The sequence below is a fragment of the Rothia sp. ND6WE1A genome, from assembly GCF_001683935.1.
Taxonomy (GTDB): Bacteria; Actinomycetota; Actinomycetes; order Actinomycetales; family Micrococcaceae; genus Rothia; species Rothia amarae.
The window spans coordinates 11,459-33,205 of sequence record NZ_LXTU01000012.1; the positions used below are offsets into that span (position 1 = coordinate 11,459).

Sequence of the window (21,747 nt, forward strand, 5' to 3'; positions counted from 1 at the left end):
TTCGTGGTCGCTTGTGAAGGAAAATTTACTCGGCTACCTGCGAGCTTGCTGCGCGTGCCTCAGCGAAGGCGTCGTCGTCCGGTGTTTGTACCTTGCGAATCACGGCAAAATAAACCATGGTCAGAATCAAGAAATAGACGATTCCTACCGTTGCGGGAGTGCTATTTCCCTGAGCTGCAAAGAGAGCTGCCCAGATAGCGAAAAGGAGCAGGATGCCGACGGCGGCAGTACCGCGCCCACCCCACACCCGAAAGGCCGAAGAGTTGCCCTCCACTCGTTTGAACGCCATATATGCCAGCAGAATCAGAACCCACACGGTGAGAGCAGAAACCATGGTCAGGGTCATCATGGTTCCAAAAGCAGAACCGGGTTTGAAGACCGCGAGAACGATCGCCAGAATGACGCCGAGGGTTGAAACCCACATGGCGCGAGCGGGAATACCGTGGGAGGTGACCTGGGCAAGAGAAGAAGGAGCCATCTTGTCTGATGCTAGAGAGTGCATCAAACGAGTTCCCGCGTAGAGGTTTGCGTTAGCGGCTGATAGCGCAGCTACCAGCACCACCAGGTTAGTAATAGTTGCAATAGCGGGAATACCCAATTCGGAGAAGACCATCACGAAAGGAGAGGTTTCTACTGTACCCTCTAGCTGAGCGGCTTGGCTCCAGGGAATCACAGAAACCACCACGAACATTGCCAGCACGTAGAAAGTAGCCAGGCGCCACATCATTGCCTTAGCGGAGGTTCGCACCGAACGGGCTGGATCTTTCGCTTCTGCTGCAGAAATCGAAATCATCTCGATGCCGCCAAAGGAGAACATCACGACTGCAAGTGAGAGCCACACTGAAGAGAAACCGTGGGGCATGAAGCCGCCGTCGTTGGTCAGGTTCGAAACGCCTGTTGCCGTATGTCCCGGTAGCCCGAAGAACACCATGCACAGACCCACGAGAATAAACGCGGTCAGCGCAATCACCTTAATGGACGAGAGGAAAAATTCCATAGTGCCGAAGTACTTTACGCTCCGCACATTCAGCAGAATAATCACCACGCCAAAAATCACGATGCCCACCCACAGCGGCAGTTGAGGCCACCAGAATTTCAGATAAGAACCTACTGCTACCAGCTCGATGCCGGTAATAATCATGGTGCAGGTCCAGTACGCCCAACGCGTGAGAAAGCCGGCGAAAGGCCCCAAGTACTTAGCAGCAATGGATCCGAAACCGCCGCGCACCGGAGTGTGCACTGCCATTTCGCCCGTCGCGCCACCGATGATGGCGGCAAGAATCGAGCCGATGGCGTAGGACAGGATGACGGCGGGGCCAGCAATTGCGATAGCGCCCCCAGAACCTAGAAAAAGACCGGTGCCTAGAGCGGAGCCGAGCACGATCATCGTCATCTGCCCGTGGGTCAAAGAACGCTGAAGACCGCGGGGCTCATCCTGTGGGGAGTGTGTGAGTTGAGAGGGCATTAAATCCTGCTTCACATTGTTTGAGTTAAACGCGCCAGCGGCGGATTCGAAGCTTTCACTCCGTATCCCGCCGCTGCCTAGCGAAATCTAACTTGAGTCTATCGCAGCTACCTGCGAGAGATTCTGCGGTTATTTCTTCTGAACGGTAGGAATTTGGGCAGTCATGGTCTTGGCTTCTGCAAAAGCATCATCGTTGGTGGCAATCTGCTTATTCACACCGGCAAAATAAATCACGGTAATCAGCAAGAAGAACCCGAGACCCACGGCAACGGAGGCGAGCATATCACCGATGAAGAACATTGCAACAAAGGTGGCAATCACGCCGATGAGACCGACGGTTGCAGTAGCAGCGCCACCCCAGACCGTAAAGGGTGATTTATTCCCTTCGACCTTCTTGAACTTTAGGTAGGAGATAAGGATCATCGCCCATACCACCAGCACACAGACGGTCACCAGTGCCATCATGTAGGTGAAGATTCCTCCTACACCGGAAATTGCCAGCACCACAGCGACGATTGCGCCGAGCGTCGAAAGGGCCAACGCTTGGGCAGGTACTCCGCGGCCATTGGTGCGTGCGAAGACGCGCGGTGCCATACGTTCTGAACCCAGCGAGTGAAGCTGGCGGGTTGCCGCGTAGAGCGCTGCGTTTGCGCCGGATAGTGCGGCTACCAGCACCACAAAGTTAGTGATTCCTGCGATGTATGGAATGTGCATCTGGGAAAAAACCATCACGAACGGTGAGGTTTCAATCTCATCCTTGAGGGTCGAAGCATCCCGCCACGGAATGAGCGCTACCACAACGAACAACGAGAGTACGTAGAAGAAAGCCAGGCGCCACATCATTGCTTTAGCAGCAGAACGCACTGAACGCACAGGGTCTTTTGCTTCTGCAGCCGAGACTGAAATCAGCTCAATCCCTCCGAATGAGAACATCACAATCGCCAAAGCCAACCAGATGGAAGAGAGCCCGTTAGGCATAAAACCGCCGTCGGCATGCAGGTTAGTGAGCCCCGGGGGCGGAGTGTTCGGCAGTCCGAAGAACACCAGAATCAAACCGAAGATAATAAATACAACGACGGCGATGACCTTGATGGAAGAGAGGAAGAATTCCAAAGTTCCAAAGGAGTTCACGCTGGCGAAGTTCAATCCAACAATCAAAACTGCAGACACAACAACCCAAATCCACAGGGGAATTTCTGGCCACCAGTAGGTCATGTACTGACCCACTGCAACGAGTTCAGCGCCGGCGAGGGGAACAGTGGTTGCCCAGTAGGCCCAGCGGGTGAGATACCCGGCGTAGGGGCTAATAAATTTACCGGCGATGGTGCCAAAGCCGCCGCGAACGGGGTAACGCACTGCCATTTCACCGGCGCACGCGCCGATGATAGCTGCAATGAGCGAACCGATAGCGTAAGAGACGACGACGGCTGGTCCGGCAATGGCGATAGCGCCACCAGAGCCAAGAAACAGACCGGTACCGACGGCAAGCCCGAGGGCGATCATGGTCATCTGACCGTGTGAGAGGGAACGAGCAAGGTTTCCGTTTTGCTCTTCCGGTGCAGGTATGCTCACGGTTTCTTCTTTCTACAGACAAGTTCAAATGCTGTTAACGTATGTTACGCATCACATTTCTTGCCGACTAGAGACAGACGGGTTTTACTAAAGCGCAAGTGCTTATTATGCACTGAATGCCAATCTCCCCGCACTTTCGGGCAATACTACGCGACTTGTCCCGCGCATTTCACCTGAGTCTCACGAAGTAGACCGTTTTAGAGAGATGAACCGGCGAGCTCGCGTGGATAGGTGGGTTCATGGCGTTTAAACCAGCCGATGACAGGCACGGTAATAGGCATGAGGAGGAACTCAACCAGGCACTTATAGATATAACCCACCAGAACATAGTTGAGGTAGTCGCTAAATTGTGTAATTCCAAGAATAGGAGCTGCGATGGTGCAGAAAATAATGGTGTCTGCCAGCTCCCCCACCATGGTTGAACCCACCAGGCGCCCCACCAAGAATCGTCCGGCAAAGCGCTTCTTCATAGCTACCATCACCCACGAGTTCAGTAACTGACCCACCACGAACCCCAGCAGAGAACCGCCCACGATGAGGGGCACTGGGCCGAGCACTGTCTCTAGCGCCGTCTGATTTTCATAGAAATCGGCTCCGGGGAGCTTAATAACAATCCAGAAAACCAGGCTGGCAAAAATCGCTGCGCCAAAACTGAAGAATATGGTTTTGCGGGAACGTGAAAAGCCGTAGATTTCAGCAATAACGTCGCCTATCACATACGCCACCGGGAAGAGGAAGAAACCGCCGTCGGTCAAAATCGGCCCAAAGGCCACAGCTTTGGTCGCGCCGATGTTCGAGAGAATCAAAATGATGGCGGAGGTAGCTAGCAGGAGGTCAAAATACGTTCGCGAAGGACGCGCGTAAGTAGGAGCGGGCGTAGAAACAGGCGCAGAGCTGTTCTGAGAGTCAGACACAGTTCACCTTTCGCAGTAGGTCAACAAGAGAAAGCTCGTCTGCCACCCGAGCCGTTTCAGCATACCTGAGAGAAAGGGCTCGGCAAAGGCGGTGAGAGTCTATGCGGAGTAAATAATGGAGGTCGGTCCGTGCACTCCGGAAAGAAAGTTCTCACCCCTATCGCTTCAGCCCGGCACAGCGTCGGCAAGCGGTCCCTCTTGCCTGCTTCGAAAGAGGCTGGCACTGTTTCATTCATTTACCTCTTATGTGCTCGCGAGCTCGCACTCGGCAAACTCATCTCAGAAAGGCAATTCACGCCAGACCCGGCCAGCTTGCCTCCCGCTGCGCCGGGCTGAAGGCAACAACCCAGCGAGATAGCACCTTTTATTGATTGATCTGGCGCAACGCGTCGAAAGGAGCCTTCGACTGTACGCGCTGCTCAATACCAGCGGTGACGAATTCTTTAGCTTTCTTCGCAGCTTCCAGCGGTGCGGCGCCCTTGGCCAGTTCAGCAGCAATAGCCGCGGCAAGAGAGCAACCGGCGCCAGCGACTACAGCGCCTTCGCCCACCTTAGGGGTTTCGAGAACTTCGAGGGCTTCGCCGTCGTAGAAAACGTCAATCGCGGCGTCACCTTCGAGACGAATCGAACCCTTAGCAAGAACAGCGGCACCTGACTTTTCGTGAATGAGTTTGGCAGCTTGCACCAGGTCATCCACGTTTTCAATCTTTTCCATGCCGGAGAGGGAAAGGGACTCAAAGTGGTTGGGAGTGATGAAGGTTGCCAGCGGCAGAATATGCTCTTTGAGAGCATTATCGGTATCCAGCGCAGCGCCGGGCTCCTGGCCCTTGCAAATCAGGACGGGGTCAAGCACTAGGTTCTTCGGCTTGTTCTCCTTCAGGAACTTCGCCACGGTCTCAATGGTTTCGGGGGTGCCGAGCATACCAATCTTGACGGCGTCGAGGTCGTAGGCGGCGTGGGCAGCTTCGAGCTGATCGTGGATGGTCTGCGCAGGAACCGGCATAAAGCGGTGTCCCCAGTCGTTCTTGGGGTCGAAAGATACGATGCAGGTTAGAGCCAGCGATCCAAAAACACCCAGTGCCTGGAATGTTTTAAGGTCTGCTTGCGCGCCGGCGCCACCGGTAGCTTCGTTGCCTGCAATGGTCAGTACAAAAGGAGGATTAGTCATAGTGTTCATTAAACTCCTCTGGTATTGATTTACTCAATATCCCCGTCATCAAAGCCGCAACCTGAGAACTCACTGACACTTTGAGAGAAAACGTCACCAATTACTGACACCGTGAGATAAAGTGTCATTATGCCTAGAATTTCAGCTGCCTCCAACGCCGCCCAGCGCGAAAACACCAAACGAGCTATTCTCGATTCCTTTGGGCGTTTGCTCTACACGCACGGATTGCCCGGTCTGACCATGACCGACGTCGCGCGTAATGCTGAAATTGGCCGCACCGCGGTCTACAACTACTTCGCGGATATGGGCGAACTACTAGTCGCCTACGCCATGGATGAGACCGACAAGTTCCTCAAGGATCTCGAAGAAGGGCTAGAAGGAATCACTAACCCCATCGACAAGCTGGCGGTTTACATTCGGCTAGAAATCGAACGTCTTTCGGTTCACCATATGCCGCCGGGACCAGCTATGCGCTCGGTGCTCTCCCCCGAATCGTTTGCGCGCCTCGGTAAGCATGTTAGTGAACTGCAGCGGGTTCTCTCTCAGATTTTGAGTGAATCGATGACGCAGGGGTATATTCCTACCGCCGACATCGCCAGCATGGCAAAGCTCGTACACGGCTCTCTTGCAGCCTCAGCAGATCGCACCGATGAAGCGCCCGACGCCGCCGCGCGTCAGCAACACATCGATTCCACCATTCGCTTTATTCAGATGGGTCTGGGGGCACAATTCGACGCCGACGGCAAGCCTGCCCGCCTCGATGGACGCCGCGAACAACTGTTGAGTGCAGTTTCCTAACAAAGTAACTTCCACTCCTGTACCAGCGGCGACTCAATCAGCTTTGAGCTAGCCAGCCAGAAGGCCAGGGTGGAGTTTATCCAAGTCCAATACCCTGGCGTACATAATTGCCCGGCGGTGCAGGGCTGTGCGAAGAGCACGGTGAACGCCGTCCTCCAGGTAGAGCTTGCCGCCGAACCGCACCACATGCGGAAAAAGATCGCCATAAAAAGTGGAATCTTCATCCAACAGTGTTTCTAAATTCAGATTTTTCTGCGTGGTGATGAGTTGATCTAAACGCACCTGCTCGGGCGCTATCTTGCCCCATGCCTGCAAAGACAGTGCATGGTCGGGGTAGGGGCGGGAATCACCAACGGCCTTGAAAATCATGGGTTTATCTTACTACCCCGCTCACAGCCCAGGTTCTGCCCGCCCCTGTTTCTCTACTTCTTAGGCAAGAACTCCCACCGGTTTAGGTGAGTAGGAGGGGAAGATTTGGGCGATTCGAGCGTCGTCGATACCCAGCCCCTTCTTCATAACTTCAGCCGCCACCGAGCGGTAGTCGGTGCTAATCATGTTGTCCTTATCCTGGCTGTTCTTCAACCCTGCCCAGGTGCCGCCGGCAATTTTGCCGGTTGCTTTACCTGAGAGGATGAAGGAGAAGTTACCCGCGCCGTGGTCGGTGCCCTGTGAAGCATTTTCTACAGTGGTACGGCCGAACTCAGAAACGGTCATGACAACAACCTTTTGCATACGTACTGAGCCCATGTCTTTGTAGAAAGCTCCCAGTGAGTCGCCCAGTTCTTTCGCCAGCACGTTCACACGATCTTTCTGACCGCGGTGGGTATCCCAATCGCCTTGATCCACGGTAACCACCTGCACGCCTTTGTTCGCTTTGAGAATCTGAGCGACGTCCTTCATACTCGGACCCAAACCGGTCTTGGGGTAGACCGCACCGTTCTGGGGCTGGTAACCCGACTTGGCTAGCTTCTGCACCTCACCCATCGCGCTCAAGGTCTGCTGAGCAGTAGTACCCAGGGCACCGCCCACAGACTTAGCGATACGCTGTGCGGTGGCGTTGATGGTGTCCTTATCGTTCATCACCGTTGCCGGCTTAAACTCAGCAAAGCTGTTAATCGCCAGAATGTCCTTATCAGCACCATAGAACGCACCGGCTACTCGTGATGCGTGGGAAAACGCACGGAACTGCGACTGGTTATCGGTGGTGGTGTCCAGCAAACGGGCTAGCCAACCGGTCTTGTACTGCACCGGTGCCGAGCGATCAACCTGGGTGTAGTTGGTGAAGTGTGAGCGCGTGTTGTTATCGATACCCACTGAGTGAACGATTGAAAGGTCACCCGCAACCCACGCTTCACGCAAGCCCTTCATTTCAGGTGCCAGCATGAACGTATTGTTGAGCACCTGAGCGCCACTCATGGAAGGGGTTTTGCGGGTGGTTTTACGGTTTGCGGTGTAGTACTTGTCGTTATAGGGGGTCACCAGCGAAAGCCCATCGGCGCCACCGCGCAGGTAGATGACAACCAGCACGGTACCATCGCCCAGCGGTGTGTCTGCGTAGGCGTAGCGGGGATGGATTGATTCACTGAGCATCAGCGAGCTTAAAGAGAGGACGCCAACACCCGCTCCGCTGAGCAGGGTACGGCGCGTAAAGCCGCGGTGTCCTTCTTTTTTCTGCATACGTTCCAGCGCGATTTGGTTCGCCCTGGTCATTGAACTAACGGTCTCACCGGTTTCGGTATCTACCAGAAAGTTCCGGCTGTCGTCGCCGGAGTGGTGGTGAACCTGGTGGAGCGAATCGTCTTTAAGAAAGAGGGTGTTCAGGGGTTGCATAACAAATCCTTAGAGTACGGTGCGTACTGCAGTTATCGGTAACTGCTTCATCGAGAAGTAAGACAAGAGGCGGGCCAGTTGCTACTAGGCAACTAGAAGGTGAGGGGTGAGAAGTACCGCTTCTACCAGTCGGTAGACTTCACCTTCGTTCGCAATAACTTCGTTGCCTGCGTTACGAGTTTCAGCCGCCTGAACGCTATTGCGCGTGACGGCATAGACGGCTATAGAGTTCACGATTTCGGTGTTGTTCGCCGCGTACCCGGTGAGGTATTCGAAGGTCTTCCGCGCCGCATCTTGAGCGGTGGTCTTGCCCAGGGTGATACCGATTTTGTCTGACCAAACGATGGTGTTGGCCCAGCGTCTCATGGAGGAGAGGTCGGATGCACCGTCCCACTTCGAAATGTAATCGGTGTAGCGCCCAAATTGGGTGAGCATTCCGTAGTTCACTGAGTTAATCCACGAATCCGCATCCAGGGAGTATCCGTTGGTTGCAGGTGCATCAAAGGGAAGCCCGCAGTTGTATTTCAAGGTCATGAACATCTTGTACAAGACCTTGTCGATGGCAGAGGTATCCGAAAGATTATGGGTGCCTTTGAGTTCCAGCTTTCCTGATGCCATCAGCGAACACAGTACTTCCCAGGGGCGGCGGATGGTTTTACCGCCGGAGTTAAGGAACTCAGAAGACGTAAACAGCTCACGCAGGACAGGGCGGATAGCGGTATCGTTGGCAACGTAGGTGGTCGCCAACCGCTGCGCAAGTGCCTCATAGTTCTTATCTTGGCCTACGAAGAACTGGATGAGACGGCGGGCGATGCGCAACCCGGTATAGCGGTCATGTGCCAGGTAATCGGTCAGTTCCCGAATAGTGCGGTACATGTCTGCGGCCGTTGAACCACCGTTGCGGAAAGTCTTTCCGACAACCTTGATAGGACCAAAAATATGTAGGTCGGGTCGTGCCTCTTTGAACTCATAATTGGTGTTACCGCCCAAGCCAGTGAGCAACTTTGCCACGTTAATGACGTCGGTTTGGGTGTATCCCTTTTCAGGACCCCAGCTGTGCAGTTCCATGAGCTCACGACCCATATTCTCGTTGAGCGCATACCGGTTGTTGGTGTTGTTATCCAAGAACAGCGCCATGGTCTGTGAACAAGTCATGTTGTAGAGAAGGTCTGAATATTTGCCCAGAGCACCCTCGAACAAGATGCCTACGTAGTCGTGGTATCCATTAGGAGCCTTTTCGATGGTGACAGCCAACATGTCTGCCCAGAACTGCGCCATCTTGCCTTCGAGATGCTTGTTGGAACGCCAGAGGCGGTGCAGGGCAGACTGCAACACGTAAACGCTGACGTCGTAGGGGTGGTTTTTAGCACCGCGCTGATAGGTATCCCAGAAGTTTTTATCGCGGGTTTTACCACCGGCGGGCTTGATAAAAGTAGAGGGGAAGAGTGCTTTACGTTCAATTTCATAGCGAGCGCTCTCGCTGATGCGCTCGGGGTAAAGTTGCTGTTCGACCCAGGCGGAGGGCCCAATTTTTTCGATGTACTGAGCTAGCTCGCGGCTAGGTGCAGTTGCGAGCTTACGAGCATAAAACCAGCCGGTTGAGCTGGCCAAAGTTGTTCCGGTCAAATACGGGGAGACGAAGTCCATGGTGTTCTTCGGCCTTTGCACTAGGGAATGATTGGCCTCTAAGGGATGCGATATGTGAGGTGCTTTGAGTACCTCAAGTAACGAGAGAAATGATGATTCACTTCGAGGGGATAACCCGATATACCCAAAGCGCTTGAAACGATACCGCATTTGGCTTTGACTAGGGCGCTTATCCCATTAATGGGGACTAATGTCCCTATCTGGGGGACTATCGGCTAGGAGAGATACTCTCAGGTCCTTTTGTCTTCTTCCCTCATACGTCCCCCTAACTGATTGGAGCTCTCTAGAAGGACAGCAAAGGTTACCTTTCCGCTAAGTTTTGAGAGCTCAGTGCACATCCTTCTAATCCCAACCTGCAAAAAATCCCTCTAGACGAATGGGCTCTTCGTATTCTTGCCACCGGGCCGTTACCTCCGCTGGGATAGCACCTTCACCACTTTGATAATGAGTTGTAGCCAACGCCCGGAAACGTGCACTGGTTACCTGCGCCACCGTGCGTCCATTGTGGTTTTTGAGGACGACGTTCCCACCGAGTCCCTCGGTATCTCGAACCAGCACAAAGCCTTGCGCATCTTCTGCTTCAGGATGCGCCGGCGCACTCAACCGCATCTGAAAACGGGCGCGTTCCATTAGCTTCATATCGTCTGAGCCCTTTATTTTCACTCTGGGGTCGGCAGCAAAAAGTCCTGCTTCTTCGCCCTCGCCAGGCAACACCACGTGGGTATCCGGCTGCGCTAGCCAACCGATTATCACGGCGTCGGCAACTCCCACCGGCCAGGTGGAGTAATCGGCAGGGAAAAGAACCACGGTATCGGGAACCTCAAAAAATGCCTGGGACGGGCGCGCCAGCGGATGCGTAATCCGCCGCGCTAATGCGCGCGTCTCCACATTCTTTTGCGCATACGCCTGCTCTTTATCTTCGTAGCGAGCGCCCCAATCGTTCTCTGAGTGGTCGGCAATGGCTGAAGGTTGATGGATAAATTGGGCGCCGGCGTTCCAACACCGCCAGGCAAATTCCCAGTCCTCTCCCCCGTAGCCCACGATGGTGGCATCGAAACCACCAACACGTTCAAAGAAGGCTCGGGAACAGGTCAGTACGGCTGAGATGATGAACCGCCAGGAGGAATCATTGGCATCGAGTAAGTCATCGGTGGCTTGCCATGCCTCGCGGAGCCATCGAGGTTCTTGCCCATCGGAATGCAAGCGGGTGCCGACCACCACCGCCAGCGGGTCTTTTTTCACGGGGGCAACGGCGCTGCTCACATAATCGGGGCGAGGCACCGTATCCCCATCAATAAAGGCGAGGATTTCTCCGCTGGCTGCAGCAGCTCCCAGGTTGCGGGCGGCTGCCGCTCGAAATCCCCGATTTTCCTGGCGGACGATTCGAACGGGAGTCTCTATCCTTTCGGGGATAAGGGGTGGCTGCATCGAACCGTCATCAGCTACGATGCATTCGAGACGACCGGAGTAGGTTTGCGCATCCAGGGCTTCGAGGAGCCGATTGAGCCCTTCTTGGTTCTCAAAGTAGGGCACCACGACCGAAACGCTGGGCAAGCTGTGCGTTGTTTTAGCCAAGAGAACCCTCCCATTCTGCCCGAAAGGCAGCGGCGACGTCGCGCCACGTCCAGTCGGTGGGTGGTTCAGTGGCGAGCGCGAAATCAGCGGAGAGATGCTCTACCGCTTGCCTCCACCGGTCATCAGCCACCAGCACAATGAAGTCACCCCAACGGTCTGCCAGCTCCCGGCTATAGGCGGTGTCTGCCACCAGAACGCGCCGTCCTAAACTAATCCACTTCATCAGTGACCCTGAAGCAGAGAAATGCCGGTGGGCGCAGACTGGAATTTCGGTGGCGAGCATATGCCGCTCCAGTTCTTCCTCAGGCAAAAACCCGGTGACGCTAAATTTCACGCCTGCACGATGGGCGGCGTCGTTGAGTTCGTCAACGAGATCGTCGTGACCTGCAGAAACCCCACCCAAAGCGCGGACGCACGCGCCGGTACCTGCCAGAGACTCAATGAGCTCGCGGTGCCCTTTGCCGGGGTAGAGAAAACCCATGACTGCTAGCTGTGGATAGTCTCTTTCTGCACCGGATGCCCCTGCAGAACCTTTGAGGCGCTGCTGTAGTTTTTGTGCGTGTTCTGCATTGATTTTTTCGCGCTCAGACTGGCTCAATACCGGTTGAGGTAGCGGTAGCGGGATGATAACCGGGCGCACATCGCTACCCTGCTCAGCAAAGAATTCTGCCTCATGCTGGGAGTTGACCGCCACTACGTCGGCAAGTTCGCCCAGTCGGAGATAGGATTCAGCTCGCTCGTGGAAACGTTCCCTACCTTCCTGGGGCTGGGGAATATCGTGAAAGGAGATGCTAAGCGGCGCTCCTCCGGCAACCCTTTCCACTCGTTCAACGGCTGCCTGAGGATTTTCGCCCCAGAGATGGTCGGTGAAGCAAAGGTGCACGCCAGAGGAAAAATCTAGAGGTAACGCTTCCTCCAGTTCCGCCGCCGTTTCAAAGCGAAGCGGGGTAACTCCCAGCTCATCGCTGAGGCGGAGCGCGTACTCCACGACTCCGTGTTGTTGGGGACCTACCACGAGATGCTGTGCCTCTTTCATGCCCTCTTGCCTTTCGGCGCAGCAGAGACGGCCGGTTCCGAAGAGTCCCCAGGATTATCCGGCACCTCAAAACCCAAGAGAGTCAAGAGTTCCCCGTGGCGATTCAGAGCAGCCTGCACCACCTCGGGGTGCTCTTCATAGAATTTCAATTGAGCTTCCCGAATTTCCTCAGCATCTATCACCTCGCCATTATCAGTCCATTCGCCCCGGCGCACCTTCGCACCCAGCGCCTGCGCCGCCTGCTCGTCAATCGGAGATTGTAAGTGCCCCAAGAGTTCCTCATCCGGTAGCTGCACCTTATGAGCCTCAGCCAGCTGAGGGTCAATCGCCCGCAGCACCCGACGGGCAAGCGCGGCAAGCGTTTCATTAGAAGGATGATTGAGCGTATGCCACACGGGAATATCGAGCAGAGTATCGGAGATAGACACACAACCGTGAGCGCGCTCACGGCTTGCAAGTTGCTCCACCGTTTGGTTCAGGGCACCGGCGAAGTCAGGGGTGCCAGGGCGTGATAGCTGCGCGTGCTCAGCGATGAGGCGCAGGTCATGGTAGGGCACCACCGGCGGATTCAAGGAGGGGTTCTGCGGCGAGCGCACAATGGCGATATAGGGGTTCAGCGCATTAAAACGCAGAACAGGGAACTTCACGACCCTCCCGTGAGGTGGGAGGTATTGGGCAAGCTGGTCGGTACCGCAGGGCAAATCGCGGTAGTTATCGCGCACCGGCTGACTGATGAGCACATCCGTGTCTGCCAAGAGATGGCGCACAAAAGGTAGGTCTGCTTCGTCCCACTCGTGAATAGGTGGAATACGGAAAGAGCGCACAGCACCGGTAGTTGCCAGCAGAATACGCAGGGATTCCGCCTGGCAATTACCCACCACGGCGACGCGCGGCGCGGAGATTGCGGCGTCGTGACCGGTTTCTAGGCCGTCGGCAATTTCCCGGAGCTTATAGAACTCCCCAAAGTGATAATCGCGGGGCGTGGGCGATTTACGGCGAAGTTCAAGGGCTAGTTCAGATGAATTGAGGTGTTTCACGGCGGCCTTATCTTATGGGTGCGCGGGGCTGAAAACTGCGTTCGTAAGAAGTAGAAAATTAGCTCACATATATTTCATCATCATACTTCCTAAAATAGCGTAAAGTGGTATATACAACATTTGAGACGAGTGAATTCTTGCTCGGCGTGAGTGAAAGGAATTCGCGCTCTTGGCTCTTCTATCTATACCTTCTGAGCACCCCTACGTGCGCTCGATTTACCCCCGCGCGATAGCTCACGACGTCCCCGTTCTTCCCGATCCGATTCTCGACCCTGCCGAGCCGGCACGCTGGTGGCCCCACCCAGCTTTTGAACGTCAGTGGTGGGAGAACAATACCGCCGATACGCCTCGCCATCTCAAAGATTCGATTACAGCGGTACACGTTCATTTTGGTTTTGAGCACCTCAGCGTGGAGCAAACCCAAGATTTCATCGATACGCTCAGAGACCAGCGCATTCCACTGATTCTTACCGTGCACGATATTGATAACCCGCATTTGGCAGACCAGAGCGATTACCACCGCCAGCTTGCTATTTTGCTAGGCGACGCCGCTCGGATTTTCACGCTCACCGAGTTAGCTAAAAACCGCCTGGTCACAGAATTTTCAGTGCGTGCCGCGCGCATCAGGGTAGCTCCCCACCCGCGCGTCGTACCTTCAAGTGAACTACCTGCACCCGCCGCTGGTGAGGGCGTGGGCGTATTTCTCAAATCAGTGCGCAGCAACGTAATTCACGACTTTACTTTCTACCGGGATATTGCCGCCGAATGTGCCAAACGCAGTCAATCTTTCCGGGTTTTTATTCACCGGGACCAAGCGGAATCAGAACTTTTCCGCCAGCTAGAGAGCTACCCCGGCATCGAGTTGATTGCCCACGATGAGATGAGCGATTCCCAACTATATGCAGCAGTTGCCGGATGCGCCGCCGTCATTCTGCCCTACCGCGGCGGTACCCACTCAGGGTGGCTGGAGATGTGTCGCGATCTCGACGTGCCAGTAGCCGTACCCGATTGCGGATGCTTTGCCGGACAAGCGGATTCTGCCGACGCGGTACGGGTTTTCCCCACCGGCGACGGGCACCAGGCGGGAATCGCTGCAGCAGAACTAGCCCAGACCGGTCACATACCTTTTTCCGGCGACCGCGACGCCCAGCAAAAAGAGATAGTAGCTCTGCACCGGCACATCTACGAAGCGCTATTAGGGCCCTCTCTGAACATTGCGCTGATTGGCCCCGCCCGCTTCCCTATCAAGGAACCCTACGCCGGCGGACTAGAAGCATTCTGCGCCCTCATAGTTGAAGCGTTCCGCTCCTACGGCCACCGCGTAGATTTCTACGCCGCCCAAGGATCGGAGGGCAACTGTCCAGCCGTCGAATTTCCCGGGGTGAACTGGGAAGGACACGAAGATGACCAAACCGATCACACCTACCCACCGGGTGAAAGAGAAAAAGAAGACGCCGTTTTTAAGCAGCTACGCGAACATCTAGAAGCGGATCTTGCGGTAGGGCGAATCGACGTCATTCACAACAACAGTCTGCACCCCGAATTCTTTGGCACCGCCGTCGCGCCCTCGATGGTCACGACCTTGCACACTCCCATGCTGGACGATTTACAAGAAAGTATTGACGAGGGAGTCCAGACCGAATGGGGCGCGGGGCTCTTTGCTGCGGTCAGCGCTGTTACCGCATCTACATGGAATTTGCCCACCCCCGCGTGCATTATTCCCAACGGAATCGACGACCGCCTGTGGAAACTCGGCCCCGGCGGTGAGCGCGCCATCTGGTTTGGGCGCATCACCCCCGAAAAAGGACCGCACTTCGCCATCGACGCCGCGCGCCAGCTCGGTCTGCCGCTCACCCTGGTGGGCAGATTGGGCACACCGCGCTACTTCGAAGAAGAAATTAGGCCCCGTCTAGGCGAAGATATTGAGCTGCTCGGTAGCACCAGTCAAAGCCACCTCAACGAGCTAGTAGGAGCCAGCGCCGTCTCCTTCGTTACACCCCAATGGGACGAACCGTTCGGCATGGTCGTCATCGAATCCATGGCATGCGGCACCCCCGCAGTCTCCTTTGCCCGTGGCGGAATCCCCGCCATTTTGAGCCCCTTCCCCCAGCTTTTGGTAGAACCCCAAGACGGCGCAGACGGGCTCGCCCGCGCCGCCCGCCAGGCACTCACCATGAACCGACAGGAACTCTCCGACTGGGCCCGCTCAGAATTCAACAACCGCAGACTGGTCGAAAGATACACCGCGCTTTTCGCGCAGGTGATTGGGATAGCAACAGAAGAAGACGCAGCATGAAACCTGTGATTGGCATGTACGCCCACCACCAGGGCGCCGGACATCTCCAACGGTGTAGGGCAATCGCGTCTGCTCTCGATGCTGAAGTCACCATTCTGTCATCCCTTACCGATGCCGACGTCGTGTTGCCACTAGATGTTGACGATTCCTCCCCCGCCCAGGACGCCGAAGCTGGCGGAACTCTCCACTGGGTACCCCTGCATGTGGCGGGTTTGCGCTCGCGCATGGCAATGATTGCTGGCTGGATTGAGAAGCATCAGCCCGACGTCTTTTTTGTAGATGTGTCGGTAGAAGTTGCTCTGCTGGTACGCCTGATGGGCGTGCCGGTGGTCACCATAGCCATGCCCGGCAACCGCGACGACTTCCCCCACCAGTTGCAGTACCGCCAAGCGGCTGCGCTGATTGCCGTCCAGCCACCGGGTTTAGAGACTCCCCCGCACCTTCAGGAGTTTGCCCATAAGTTGCACGCTGTCGGTGGGATTTCCCGCTTTGAGAACCAGCAACCTAGCGAGCCCGTCGTCTTTGAGGGGGCGGAACGAACCGCCGTCGTCATGCAGGGGCAGGGCGGCACAGAATGGACAAGCGAGTATTGGGAGGAAGTCCAGCGCGCCTGTTCTGACTGGAATTTTATTTTTCTTGGCGGCGATTACCGTGTGGAAAATCCGCTCCCTTACCTACAAGGCGCCAATGTGGTGATCAGCGCGGCAGGGCAAAATTCGGTAGCAGATATTGCGTTAGCTAATGTCAACGCGGTATTTCTGCCGCAGTCCCGCCCTTTCGATGAGCAGCATGCCACCAGCAAGCTACTGGAAGAATTGGGGATTGCCCAGGTTTTTGTTGACCTCCCCGCACCAGATTGCTGGCCAAAAATTTTAGAGAATGCCACGGCAACCGAGCCTCGGTGGGAACAATGGCAGATGAACGGGGCAACTCAGCGTGCTGCTGCCGTCCTCGAAGAGGTAGCCGGCAGTGTAGCCCCGGCGCAGGAGAATTCATGACGACCCTAGTAACCCTTGCTGATTTCAACCGCCGGGAACGTGTAATTGCCCAGCACGAATACTTGCTGCAGACCGCGCACGATACGGGGGAAGAACCGCCCCGCCATGGTGTAGTTATTCTGGGACCGGAGAGGTTCGCGGTAGACGGCGTAGAGATTATTGCGCACCTTTCCGACTGCCAGCCCCACTTGGCAGCGGCACGCAATCTCGCCGGAGACTGGGCTACTGGCAGTGAAACGGGGCGGAGCATGGAGAACGAAACTATCATCTTTCTCGACGCCGACTGTGTGCCGGGTTCTGGTTTGCTCCGCCGCTACCGGCAGGCGCTAGAGCAGGAGCCGAGTGCGGTGGTTACCGGTCCCGTTACTTACTTGCAGGAGGCTGATTCTCAGCTTGAGCAGATTCGCGCCGGGGCGCAGAACCCCTCGTGGCTGGGTCAACTGCGACAGCCGCATCCCGCGCGTCCTGAGATAGAAGGGACGCAGATGCGCAAAGCAACGGAGCAGGAGTACGACGTTTTTTGGTCGCTGACCTTCGCGCTCACTAGTGCAACGTGGCGGCGCATCCGCCGCTCGTGGGGTGGATTCGATGAGACTTTTCGCGGGTACGGCGGGGAAGATACCGATTTTGGTTGGCAGATGCGTGAGCACAGTGTGCCCCTGTTTTGGGTAGGAGGTGCCGATGCGTTTCATGTGTGGCACCCGGTTTCATCGCCGCCTTGGGAGCATCTGAACGACATCGTGGAGAACGCCAACCGCTTTTTTGCCAAATGGGGCAAATGGCCCATGAAGGATTGGCTAGATGCTTTTGAGCAGGACGGCGCCGTGCGGTTGAATGCGAACGCGGGCGAGTACGTGGTGTTGGGGCGGAAGTGATTTCCGCCTTTGTCTCAACATAAGAAAAGACCTCGATTCCTGAATCAGGAATCGAGGTCTTTATCTATTGGCGGAGGATGGGGGATTTGAACCCCCGAGGGCGTGAACCCAACACGCGTTCCAGGCGTGCGCCATAGGCCGCTAGGCGAATCCTCCAGGCTGTTTGCTTAGTTATAAAAATAACTTCACGAAAGCGAACAGATACGAGCTTACCCTATCTTTTGGTGTCCTGGCAATTCGTCCGTGAGTGAGGGAATACAGGGTTCGTCACACTTATGCTCCTTTTCCAGCTGCTTTTCAGTATGAATCCTTAAAATGGTGAATGACCTCAGATATAAGAGGTATAGATAATTTTCTCCTCAAGAAAGAAGAACTCACCGTGAGTAATCAAGAACTAACCAAGAATCCCACTGCCGACCCCGCAGAGGACAACGCATTCTTCCCCTCCCCCTATTCTTTGAGCCAGTACACCGCCAGCAAAACCGACTTTGATGAGGTTCTGCGCTCCAATGGGGAAGGCAAGGGAAAGAAAGTTCTCGTTATCGCTACCGAAGAGCGGTACATGCTAATGCAGAACGACACCATGTTCTCCACCGGCAACCACCCCGTAGAAACTTTGCTTCCGCTACATCACGTGCACGAAGCCGGTTTCGAAATTGAGATTGCCACGTTGACCGGTGCACCCGCAAAGTTCGAGTGGTGGGCGTTCCCCAGCGAGGACGCCGCCGTCGTCCCCACCTGGGAAGCTTTGAAAGAGCAGTTCAAGGCACCAGCACGTCTGTCGGATATTGCTGCGAACCTTAACGGTTCAAGTGATTATGCAGCGGTCTTCATTCCCGGCGGTCACGGCGCCATGCTGACCATCCCCCAATCTGCTGACGTCCAGAAAGTTTTGGACTGGGCTATGGAAGAAAACAAGCTCATCGTGTCCCTGTGCCGCGGCCCCGCAGCCTTCCTTGCCGGTTCTATCAACCGCGAAAAATCACCGTTCGCTGGTTTCAAGGTGTGCGCCTTCCCCGATTCACTAGATGCCGGAGCGAACATCGAAATCGGCTACCTGCCCGGCAAAATGCCCTGGGCTTTGGGCGAGGCCATGAAGGCTGCTGGAATCGAAATCGTAAATGATGACATGACAGGTGCCGTCCACCGCGACCGCAACGTACTCACCGGCGATAGCCCACTGGCGTCCAATGAGCTGGGTAAGCAGATGGTGCAGGCATTGCTGGACTAGCCCCATGAACAGGTAGCGGACAGCCATTTGTCAGAAAACTGTCTCTCCTGTAAACTCTTATATGCCTCTTACGTGGCATCATCTTGGAAAACTCCCCCAGGGCCGGAAGGCAGCAAGGGTATCTGAGCTCTGATGGGTGCGTAAGGGGTCTTTTTGTATCTTCTCGCCCTGTGTGAAAAATGCTTATCTTGTCAGTGGTAATCAGTAAACTGAACTCAGATTCTTTATCCGCCACACGAACGTATAGGGTTGAGCTGTGAGTACCGCACTTTATCGCCGTTACCGTCCGGAAACGTTTGCCGAGGTCATCGGCCAAGAACACGTCACCGAACCTCTCATGACCGCGCTTCAAAACAATCGTGTGAACCACGCGTATCTGTTTTCTGGTCCGCGCGGGTGTGGAAAGACAACCTCCGCCCGAATCCTCGCACGCTGCCTTAACTGCGCCGAAGGTCCCACTCCTACACCCTGCGGCGTCTGCGATTCATGCGTTGAGCTGGCTCGGGACGGCAGCGGATCGCTGGACGTGATTGAGATGGACGCCGCCTCCCACGGCGGTGTGGATCACGCACGTGACTTGCGTGAACGCGCAACATTCGCCCCGGTTCGTGACCGCTACAAAATTTTCATCATTGATGAGGCACACATGGTCACCCGTGAGGGTTTCAACGCGTTGCTGAAAATTGTGGAAGAACCACCGGAGCATATTAAGTTTATTTTTGCGACGACCGAACCCAACAAGGTGTTGGGAACCATCCGTTCGCGTACCCACCACTACCCTTTCCGATTGGTTCCTCCGGAAACCCTGCATGACTATCTGGCGAAACTCTGCGAAGAAGAGGGAGTCAAGGTTGAGGACGGCGTGCTGCAGCTCGTAGTGCGTGCCGGTGGAGGTTCGGTGCGTGACTCGCTGTCGACTCTCGACCAGCTCATGGCTGGCTCGGGTGAAGAGGGTATTACTTACGATCTTGCCGTTGCGCTGTTAGGGTTCACTCACGCTGAGCTTCTAGATGAAGTAGTCATCGCGTTCGCAACCTGTAACGCTGCCGATGTATTCACAGCCGTTGACCGCGTGATTCAAACAGGGCAGGATCCCCGCCGTTTCGTCGAGGACTTGCTGGAGCGATTCCGCGATTTAATTATTGTTCAGGCTGTTCCTGAAGCTGCTGAGTCCATTTTGCACGGCATGAGCGCCGATCAGATTGGGCGTTTGCGGTCTCAGGCCTCCGCATTTGGTGCAGCAGAGCTTTCGCGCGCTGCGGATGTAACTAATGCTGGATTGAATGAGATGTCCGGTGCGACGTCGCCGCAGCTCCACCTGGAGCTATTGTGCGCTCGAATTCTTTTACCCGCCTCAGATAAAACAGTGGGCGGAGTGGGTGCGCGTCTAGATCGTCTAGAACGACGCGTGGCGAACGGAGATATCCCTGCACCTACTCAAGCGCCTGCACAGGCACCCGTTCAGGTGGCCTCTGCACCGGTTGCACCCCAGCAGCAAGCCCCGTCGAACGTGGCTTCCCCTCAGGCACAGGCACAGGCACAGGCACAGGGCAACTCTGCGTCGTCCCCTGCCCCTGCACCCGAACAAATGAAAACCGCGCCTCTGGCCAATCTACGCAAAAAGCAGGAAGCCTCAGCACCTGCGCCGGTATCTGCACCGACTCCCCAAAACCGAGCGCCCCAGAATACTGTGGCAGCGGCTCGCAACGCCTGGTCTGAGATTGTTGACCATGTGCAGTCCCCTGCCGCACGCGAGGGATTCAGCAAGTGCGAGCCCTCAAAATTTGAAAACGGGGCACTGTATATCCGCGCTGATATCCAGACGTTGCGCCAGGTCAAAGACTTCATTCCGCAGCTCAAGACTGCTCTACGGGAGGTCATTCAGCTCGACGCCGACGTCCACGCTGAAGTAGCCAAATCAGACACCCCTGCGCCCAGACAGCAGAATAGCGTTCCCCCGCTGCAACGTCCGTCCAACACCGGCGGCAACGCTAACAGCAATGGTTCTAGCAATAGTTGGGGCAATCGAAACCAACCACAAAATCCCGCTCCTTCGCAGGGGCAGCCTCAGAATTCTCAGCCAGAAATAGCTGAGGGACCACGCGGCGGGGAGGAAGCGTGGCGCGCCCACGGGCAGCCTCGCTCTACCGAGGCGCCTCAGTGGAGCACAGAAGATTGGAACAATCCCGTTACCGATTGGGCAGTTGCTTCAATTCCTTCTGAACAGCCCTCGGAAGAGGAAAATCACTCTCAGCCCCGCCGTTCTGAGATGAACACGGCGAATTCGATGAGCGAGAATACGCAGCCGCATCCGGGTAACGAATCCGGGCCACAGTTGCGCGTCATCGACGGCGAAGGCAACGAGAATGCCAACCGCTCACGAGTGAACCATCCGTCGTCGGGCATGTGGCAGCGCCCCGATATTGCTGCTGCTCCCACTCCTGACGACGTAGATGAAGGCGTGGCAGCACCCGTCGACACCACCGATGCTGCTAGCTCTGAACAGTCAGCTGCTGATCCCGTTACCCAGGGAGAAGAAGCTGCTGAGGAATCGGGAGAATCGTCTCCGCTGGCGGCTACCCCGGATGAGTCGCAGGGAGAGGACAACGCTCGTTACACGGAGGAGCCTGATACTCGACCTGCAAACACCGGAATTGCCGACGGCACCGCAGAGGCAGCCCCAGCAGAAGATTCAATGATTCCTGACCCTCCTCAGGCAGATCAGAACGAACCAAATTCTGAAACTTCTGCCGCTGACGCCCAGGCCAATGCGCAGTCCGGCGCATCAACCGGCTCGGAGGATGAGAATTCAGACCCAAAAGCACTAGCTGAGCGCACCAGCTCACGGCAGATTGCCGATGAATACGGCAATTATGAGGGCGGATATTTTGATGATGCCCCCGCAGAAGAACCTGAATACGTTGCCGGGGTGGGTTATGTAAAGAATGAGGCACCCTCGGGGGTTTTGCCCCCTCTGGCTCCCCAAGCTGGGCAACGGCAAGCTGATTCCGTTTCTCCTGCCCGAAAAGTAGAGGAGAGTCCTCAGCCCAGTGCTGAGTCCACGCCAACCCAAAAGACCGGCGGGTTCCGCGAGCGCTTCGCCGCCCAATTAGCTGAGGGGCATCGCGCCAGTGAGAACGCTTCAGCTCCTTCGGTTGCTCGGGGCTCTCAGGAACCAGAGGACTTCTCCATTTCTGAGGAAGACGAAGCGCTGGAAACTTCAGTCTTGATTGGTCAGCGAGCGGTAGAAAAAGTACTTGGTGGTGTGGTGATTGAAGAACGCCCCCACGGTGCCTAACTCGTTA

Annotated in this window: 16 protein-coding genes, 1 tRNA gene and 1 other RNA gene; 7 read left to right on the top strand and 11 right to left on the bottom strand. The window is 55.8% G+C overall.

Annotated features, from left to right (window positions below; translation table 11 throughout):
• Positions 1-25: 25 nt before the first annotated feature.
• The 4 genes from A7E48_RS01330 to A7E48_RS01350 all read right to left on the bottom strand — a co-directional run bounded on the left by A7E48_RS01330 (position 26) and on the right by A7E48_RS01350 (position 5,128).
• The gene (locus A7E48_RS01330) at positions 26-1,465 is read right to left on the bottom strand and encodes an amino acid permease (RefSeq protein ID WP_068168480.1); all 1,440 of its coding nucleotides are present in this window, start codon (positions 1,463-1,465) and stop codon (positions 26-28) included.
• A gap of 129 nt (positions 1,466-1,594) precedes the next feature.
• A complete protein-coding gene (locus A7E48_RS01335) occupies positions 1,595-2,974 on the bottom strand; it encodes an amino acid permease (RefSeq protein ID WP_083147111.1) in 1,380 nt (459 codons plus the stop codon).
• Between the two features lie 260 nt (positions 2,975-3,234).
• Entirely contained in the window at positions 3,235-3,951 is a 717-nt protein-coding gene (locus tag A7E48_RS01340) for a queuosine precursor transporter (RefSeq protein WP_068168487.1), read from the bottom strand.
• A gap of 364 nt (positions 3,952-4,315) precedes the next feature.
• Positions 4,316-5,128 (bottom strand): hydroxymethylpyrimidine/phosphomethylpyrimidine kinase, encoded by an 813-nt coding sequence (locus A7E48_RS01350; RefSeq protein WP_068168494.1) that lies wholly within the window; start codon positions 5,126-5,128, stop codon positions 4,316-4,318.
• 120 nt (positions 5,129-5,248) lie between these two features.
• Here A7E48_RS01350 and A7E48_RS01355 point away from each other — a divergent pair, with 120 nt between their 5' ends.
• Positions 5,249-5,917 carry a TetR/AcrR family transcriptional regulator gene (locus A7E48_RS01355; RefSeq protein ID WP_068168498.1) on the top strand — a complete coding sequence of 223 codons (669 nt, stop codon included), beginning with the start codon at positions 5,249-5,251 and terminating at the stop codon, positions 5,915-5,917.
• Between the two features lie 48 nt (positions 5,918-5,965).
• Here A7E48_RS01355 and A7E48_RS01360 read toward each other — a convergent pair whose 3' ends face one another.
• The 6 genes from A7E48_RS01360 to A7E48_RS01385 all read right to left on the bottom strand — a co-directional run bounded on the left by A7E48_RS01360 (position 5,966) and on the right by A7E48_RS01385 (position 13,042).
• The gene (locus tag A7E48_RS01360; protein WP_068168501.1) at positions 5,966-6,286 is read right to left on the bottom strand and encodes a type II toxin-antitoxin system VapB family antitoxin; all 321 of its coding nucleotides are present in this window, start codon (positions 6,284-6,286) and stop codon (positions 5,966-5,968) included.
• 60 nt (positions 6,287-6,346) lie between these two features.
• Positions 6,347-7,747, bottom strand: a complete 1,401-nt coding sequence (locus A7E48_RS01365; protein ID WP_068168504.1) for a DUF1501 domain-containing protein — start codon at positions 7,745-7,747, stop codon at positions 6,347-6,349.
• 84 nt (positions 7,748-7,831) lie between these two features.
• The gene (locus A7E48_RS01370; protein ID WP_068168507.1) at positions 7,832-9,394 is read right to left on the bottom strand and encodes a DUF1800 family protein; all 1,563 of its coding nucleotides are present in this window, start codon (positions 9,392-9,394) and stop codon (positions 7,832-7,834) included.
• 342 nt (positions 9,395-9,736) lie between these two features.
• Complete coding sequence (locus A7E48_RS01375; protein WP_068168509.1) at positions 9,737-10,969, bottom strand: glycosyltransferase; 1,233 nt, start codon at positions 10,967-10,969, stop codon at positions 9,737-9,739.
• Positions 10,962-12,005 (bottom strand): hypothetical protein, encoded by a 1,044-nt coding sequence (locus A7E48_RS01380; protein WP_068168512.1) that lies wholly within the window; start codon positions 12,003-12,005, stop codon positions 10,962-10,964. The genes A7E48_RS01375 and A7E48_RS01380 overlap by 8 nt, the downstream gene beginning before the upstream one ends.
• On the bottom strand, positions 12,002-13,042 hold the full coding sequence (locus A7E48_RS01385) for a WcbI family polysaccharide biosynthesis putative acetyltransferase (protein ID WP_068168513.1): 1,041 nt from the start codon (positions 13,040-13,042) through the stop codon (positions 12,002-12,004). Before A7E48_RS01385 ends, A7E48_RS01380 begins: the two co-directional genes overlap by 4 nt.
• A gap of 169 nt (positions 13,043-13,211) precedes the next feature.
• Here A7E48_RS01385 and A7E48_RS10910 point away from each other — a divergent pair, with 169 nt between their 5' ends.
• From A7E48_RS10910 to A7E48_RS01400, 3 genes are read left to right on the top strand one after another with little or no spacing between them, the layout of a single operon-like run.
• Positions 13,212-15,338: a glycosyltransferase gene (locus tag A7E48_RS10910; RefSeq protein WP_141669331.1), complete on the top strand. Its 2,127-nt coding sequence runs from the start codon at positions 13,212-13,214 to the stop codon at positions 15,336-15,338.
• A complete protein-coding gene (locus tag A7E48_RS01395) occupies positions 15,335-16,336 on the top strand; it encodes a hypothetical protein (RefSeq protein WP_198924106.1) in 1,002 nt (333 codons plus the stop codon). Before A7E48_RS10910 ends, A7E48_RS01395 begins: the two co-directional genes overlap by 4 nt.
• Positions 16,333-17,211, top strand: a complete 879-nt coding sequence (locus A7E48_RS01400) for a glycosyltransferase family 2 protein (RefSeq protein WP_068168516.1) — start codon at positions 16,333-16,335, stop codon at positions 17,209-17,211. Before A7E48_RS01395 ends, A7E48_RS01400 begins: the two co-directional genes overlap by 4 nt.
• 68 nt (positions 17,212-17,279) lie before the next feature.
• Here A7E48_RS01400 and A7E48_RS01405 read toward each other — a convergent pair.
• Positions 17,280-17,367 (bottom strand) — tRNA-Ser (locus tag A7E48_RS01405).
• A gap of 223 nt (positions 17,368-17,590) precedes the next feature.
• Between A7E48_RS01405 and hchA the strand changes: the two genes are divergently transcribed.
• From hchA to A7E48_RS01420, 3 genes are all read left to right on the top strand, one after another.
• Positions 17,591-18,442 carry a glyoxalase III HchA gene (hchA, locus tag A7E48_RS01410; RefSeq protein ID WP_068168577.1) on the top strand — a complete coding sequence of 284 codons (852 nt, stop codon included), beginning with the start codon at positions 17,591-17,593 and terminating at the stop codon, positions 18,440-18,442.
• A gap of 60 nt (positions 18,443-18,502) precedes the next feature.
• Positions 18,503-18,597, top strand: an RNA gene (gene ffs, locus A7E48_RS01415) — signal recognition particle sRNA small type.
• Positions 18,598-18,698: 101 nt separating this feature from the next.
• On the top strand, positions 18,699-21,740 hold the full coding sequence (locus tag A7E48_RS01420) for a DNA polymerase III subunit gamma and tau (RefSeq protein ID WP_068168518.1): 3,042 nt from the start codon (positions 18,699-18,701) through the stop codon (positions 21,738-21,740).
• The last annotated feature ends 7 nt before the right edge of the window (positions 21,741-21,747 follow it).

What these genes read in the sequence shown, in the direction of transcription:
- A7E48_RS01330 (WP_068168480.1), bottom strand. Translation starts at nt 1,465, where the DNA reads ATGCCCTCTCAACTCACACACTCCCCACAGGATGAGCCCCGCGGTCTT.
- A7E48_RS01335 (WP_083147111.1), bottom strand. Translation starts at nt 2,974, where the DNA reads ATGACCATGATCGCCCTCGGGCTTGCCGTCGGTACCGGTCTGTTTCTT.
- A7E48_RS01350 (WP_068168494.1), bottom strand. Translation starts at nt 5,128, where the DNA reads ATGAACACTATGACTAATCCTCCTTTTGTACTGACCATTGCAGGCAAC.
- A7E48_RS01355 (WP_068168498.1), top strand. Translation starts at nt 5,249, where the DNA reads ATGCCTAGAATTTCAGCTGCCTCCAACGCCGCCCAGCGCGAAAACACC.
- A7E48_RS01360 (WP_068168501.1), bottom strand. Translation starts at nt 6,286, where the DNA reads ATGATTTTCAAGGCCGTTGGTGATTCCCGCCCCTACCCCGACCATGCA.
- A7E48_RS01365 (WP_068168504.1), bottom strand. Translation starts at nt 7,747, where the DNA reads ATGCAACCCCTGAACACCCTCTTTCTTAAAGACGATTCGCTCCACCAG.
- A7E48_RS01370 (WP_068168507.1), bottom strand. Translation starts at nt 9,394, where the DNA reads ATGGACTTCGTCTCCCCGTATTTGACCGGAACAACTTTGGCCAGCTCA.
- A7E48_RS01380 (WP_068168512.1), bottom strand. Translation starts at nt 12,005, where the DNA reads ATGAAAGAGGCACAGCATCTCGTGGTAGGTCCCCAACAACACGGAGTC.
- A7E48_RS01395 (WP_198924106.1), top strand. Translation starts at nt 15,335, where the DNA reads ATGAAACCTGTGATTGGCATGTACGCCCACCACCAGGGCGCCGGACAT.
- A7E48_RS01400 (WP_068168516.1), top strand. Translation starts at nt 16,333, where the DNA reads ATGACGACCCTAGTAACCCTTGCTGATTTCAACCGCCGGGAACGTGTA.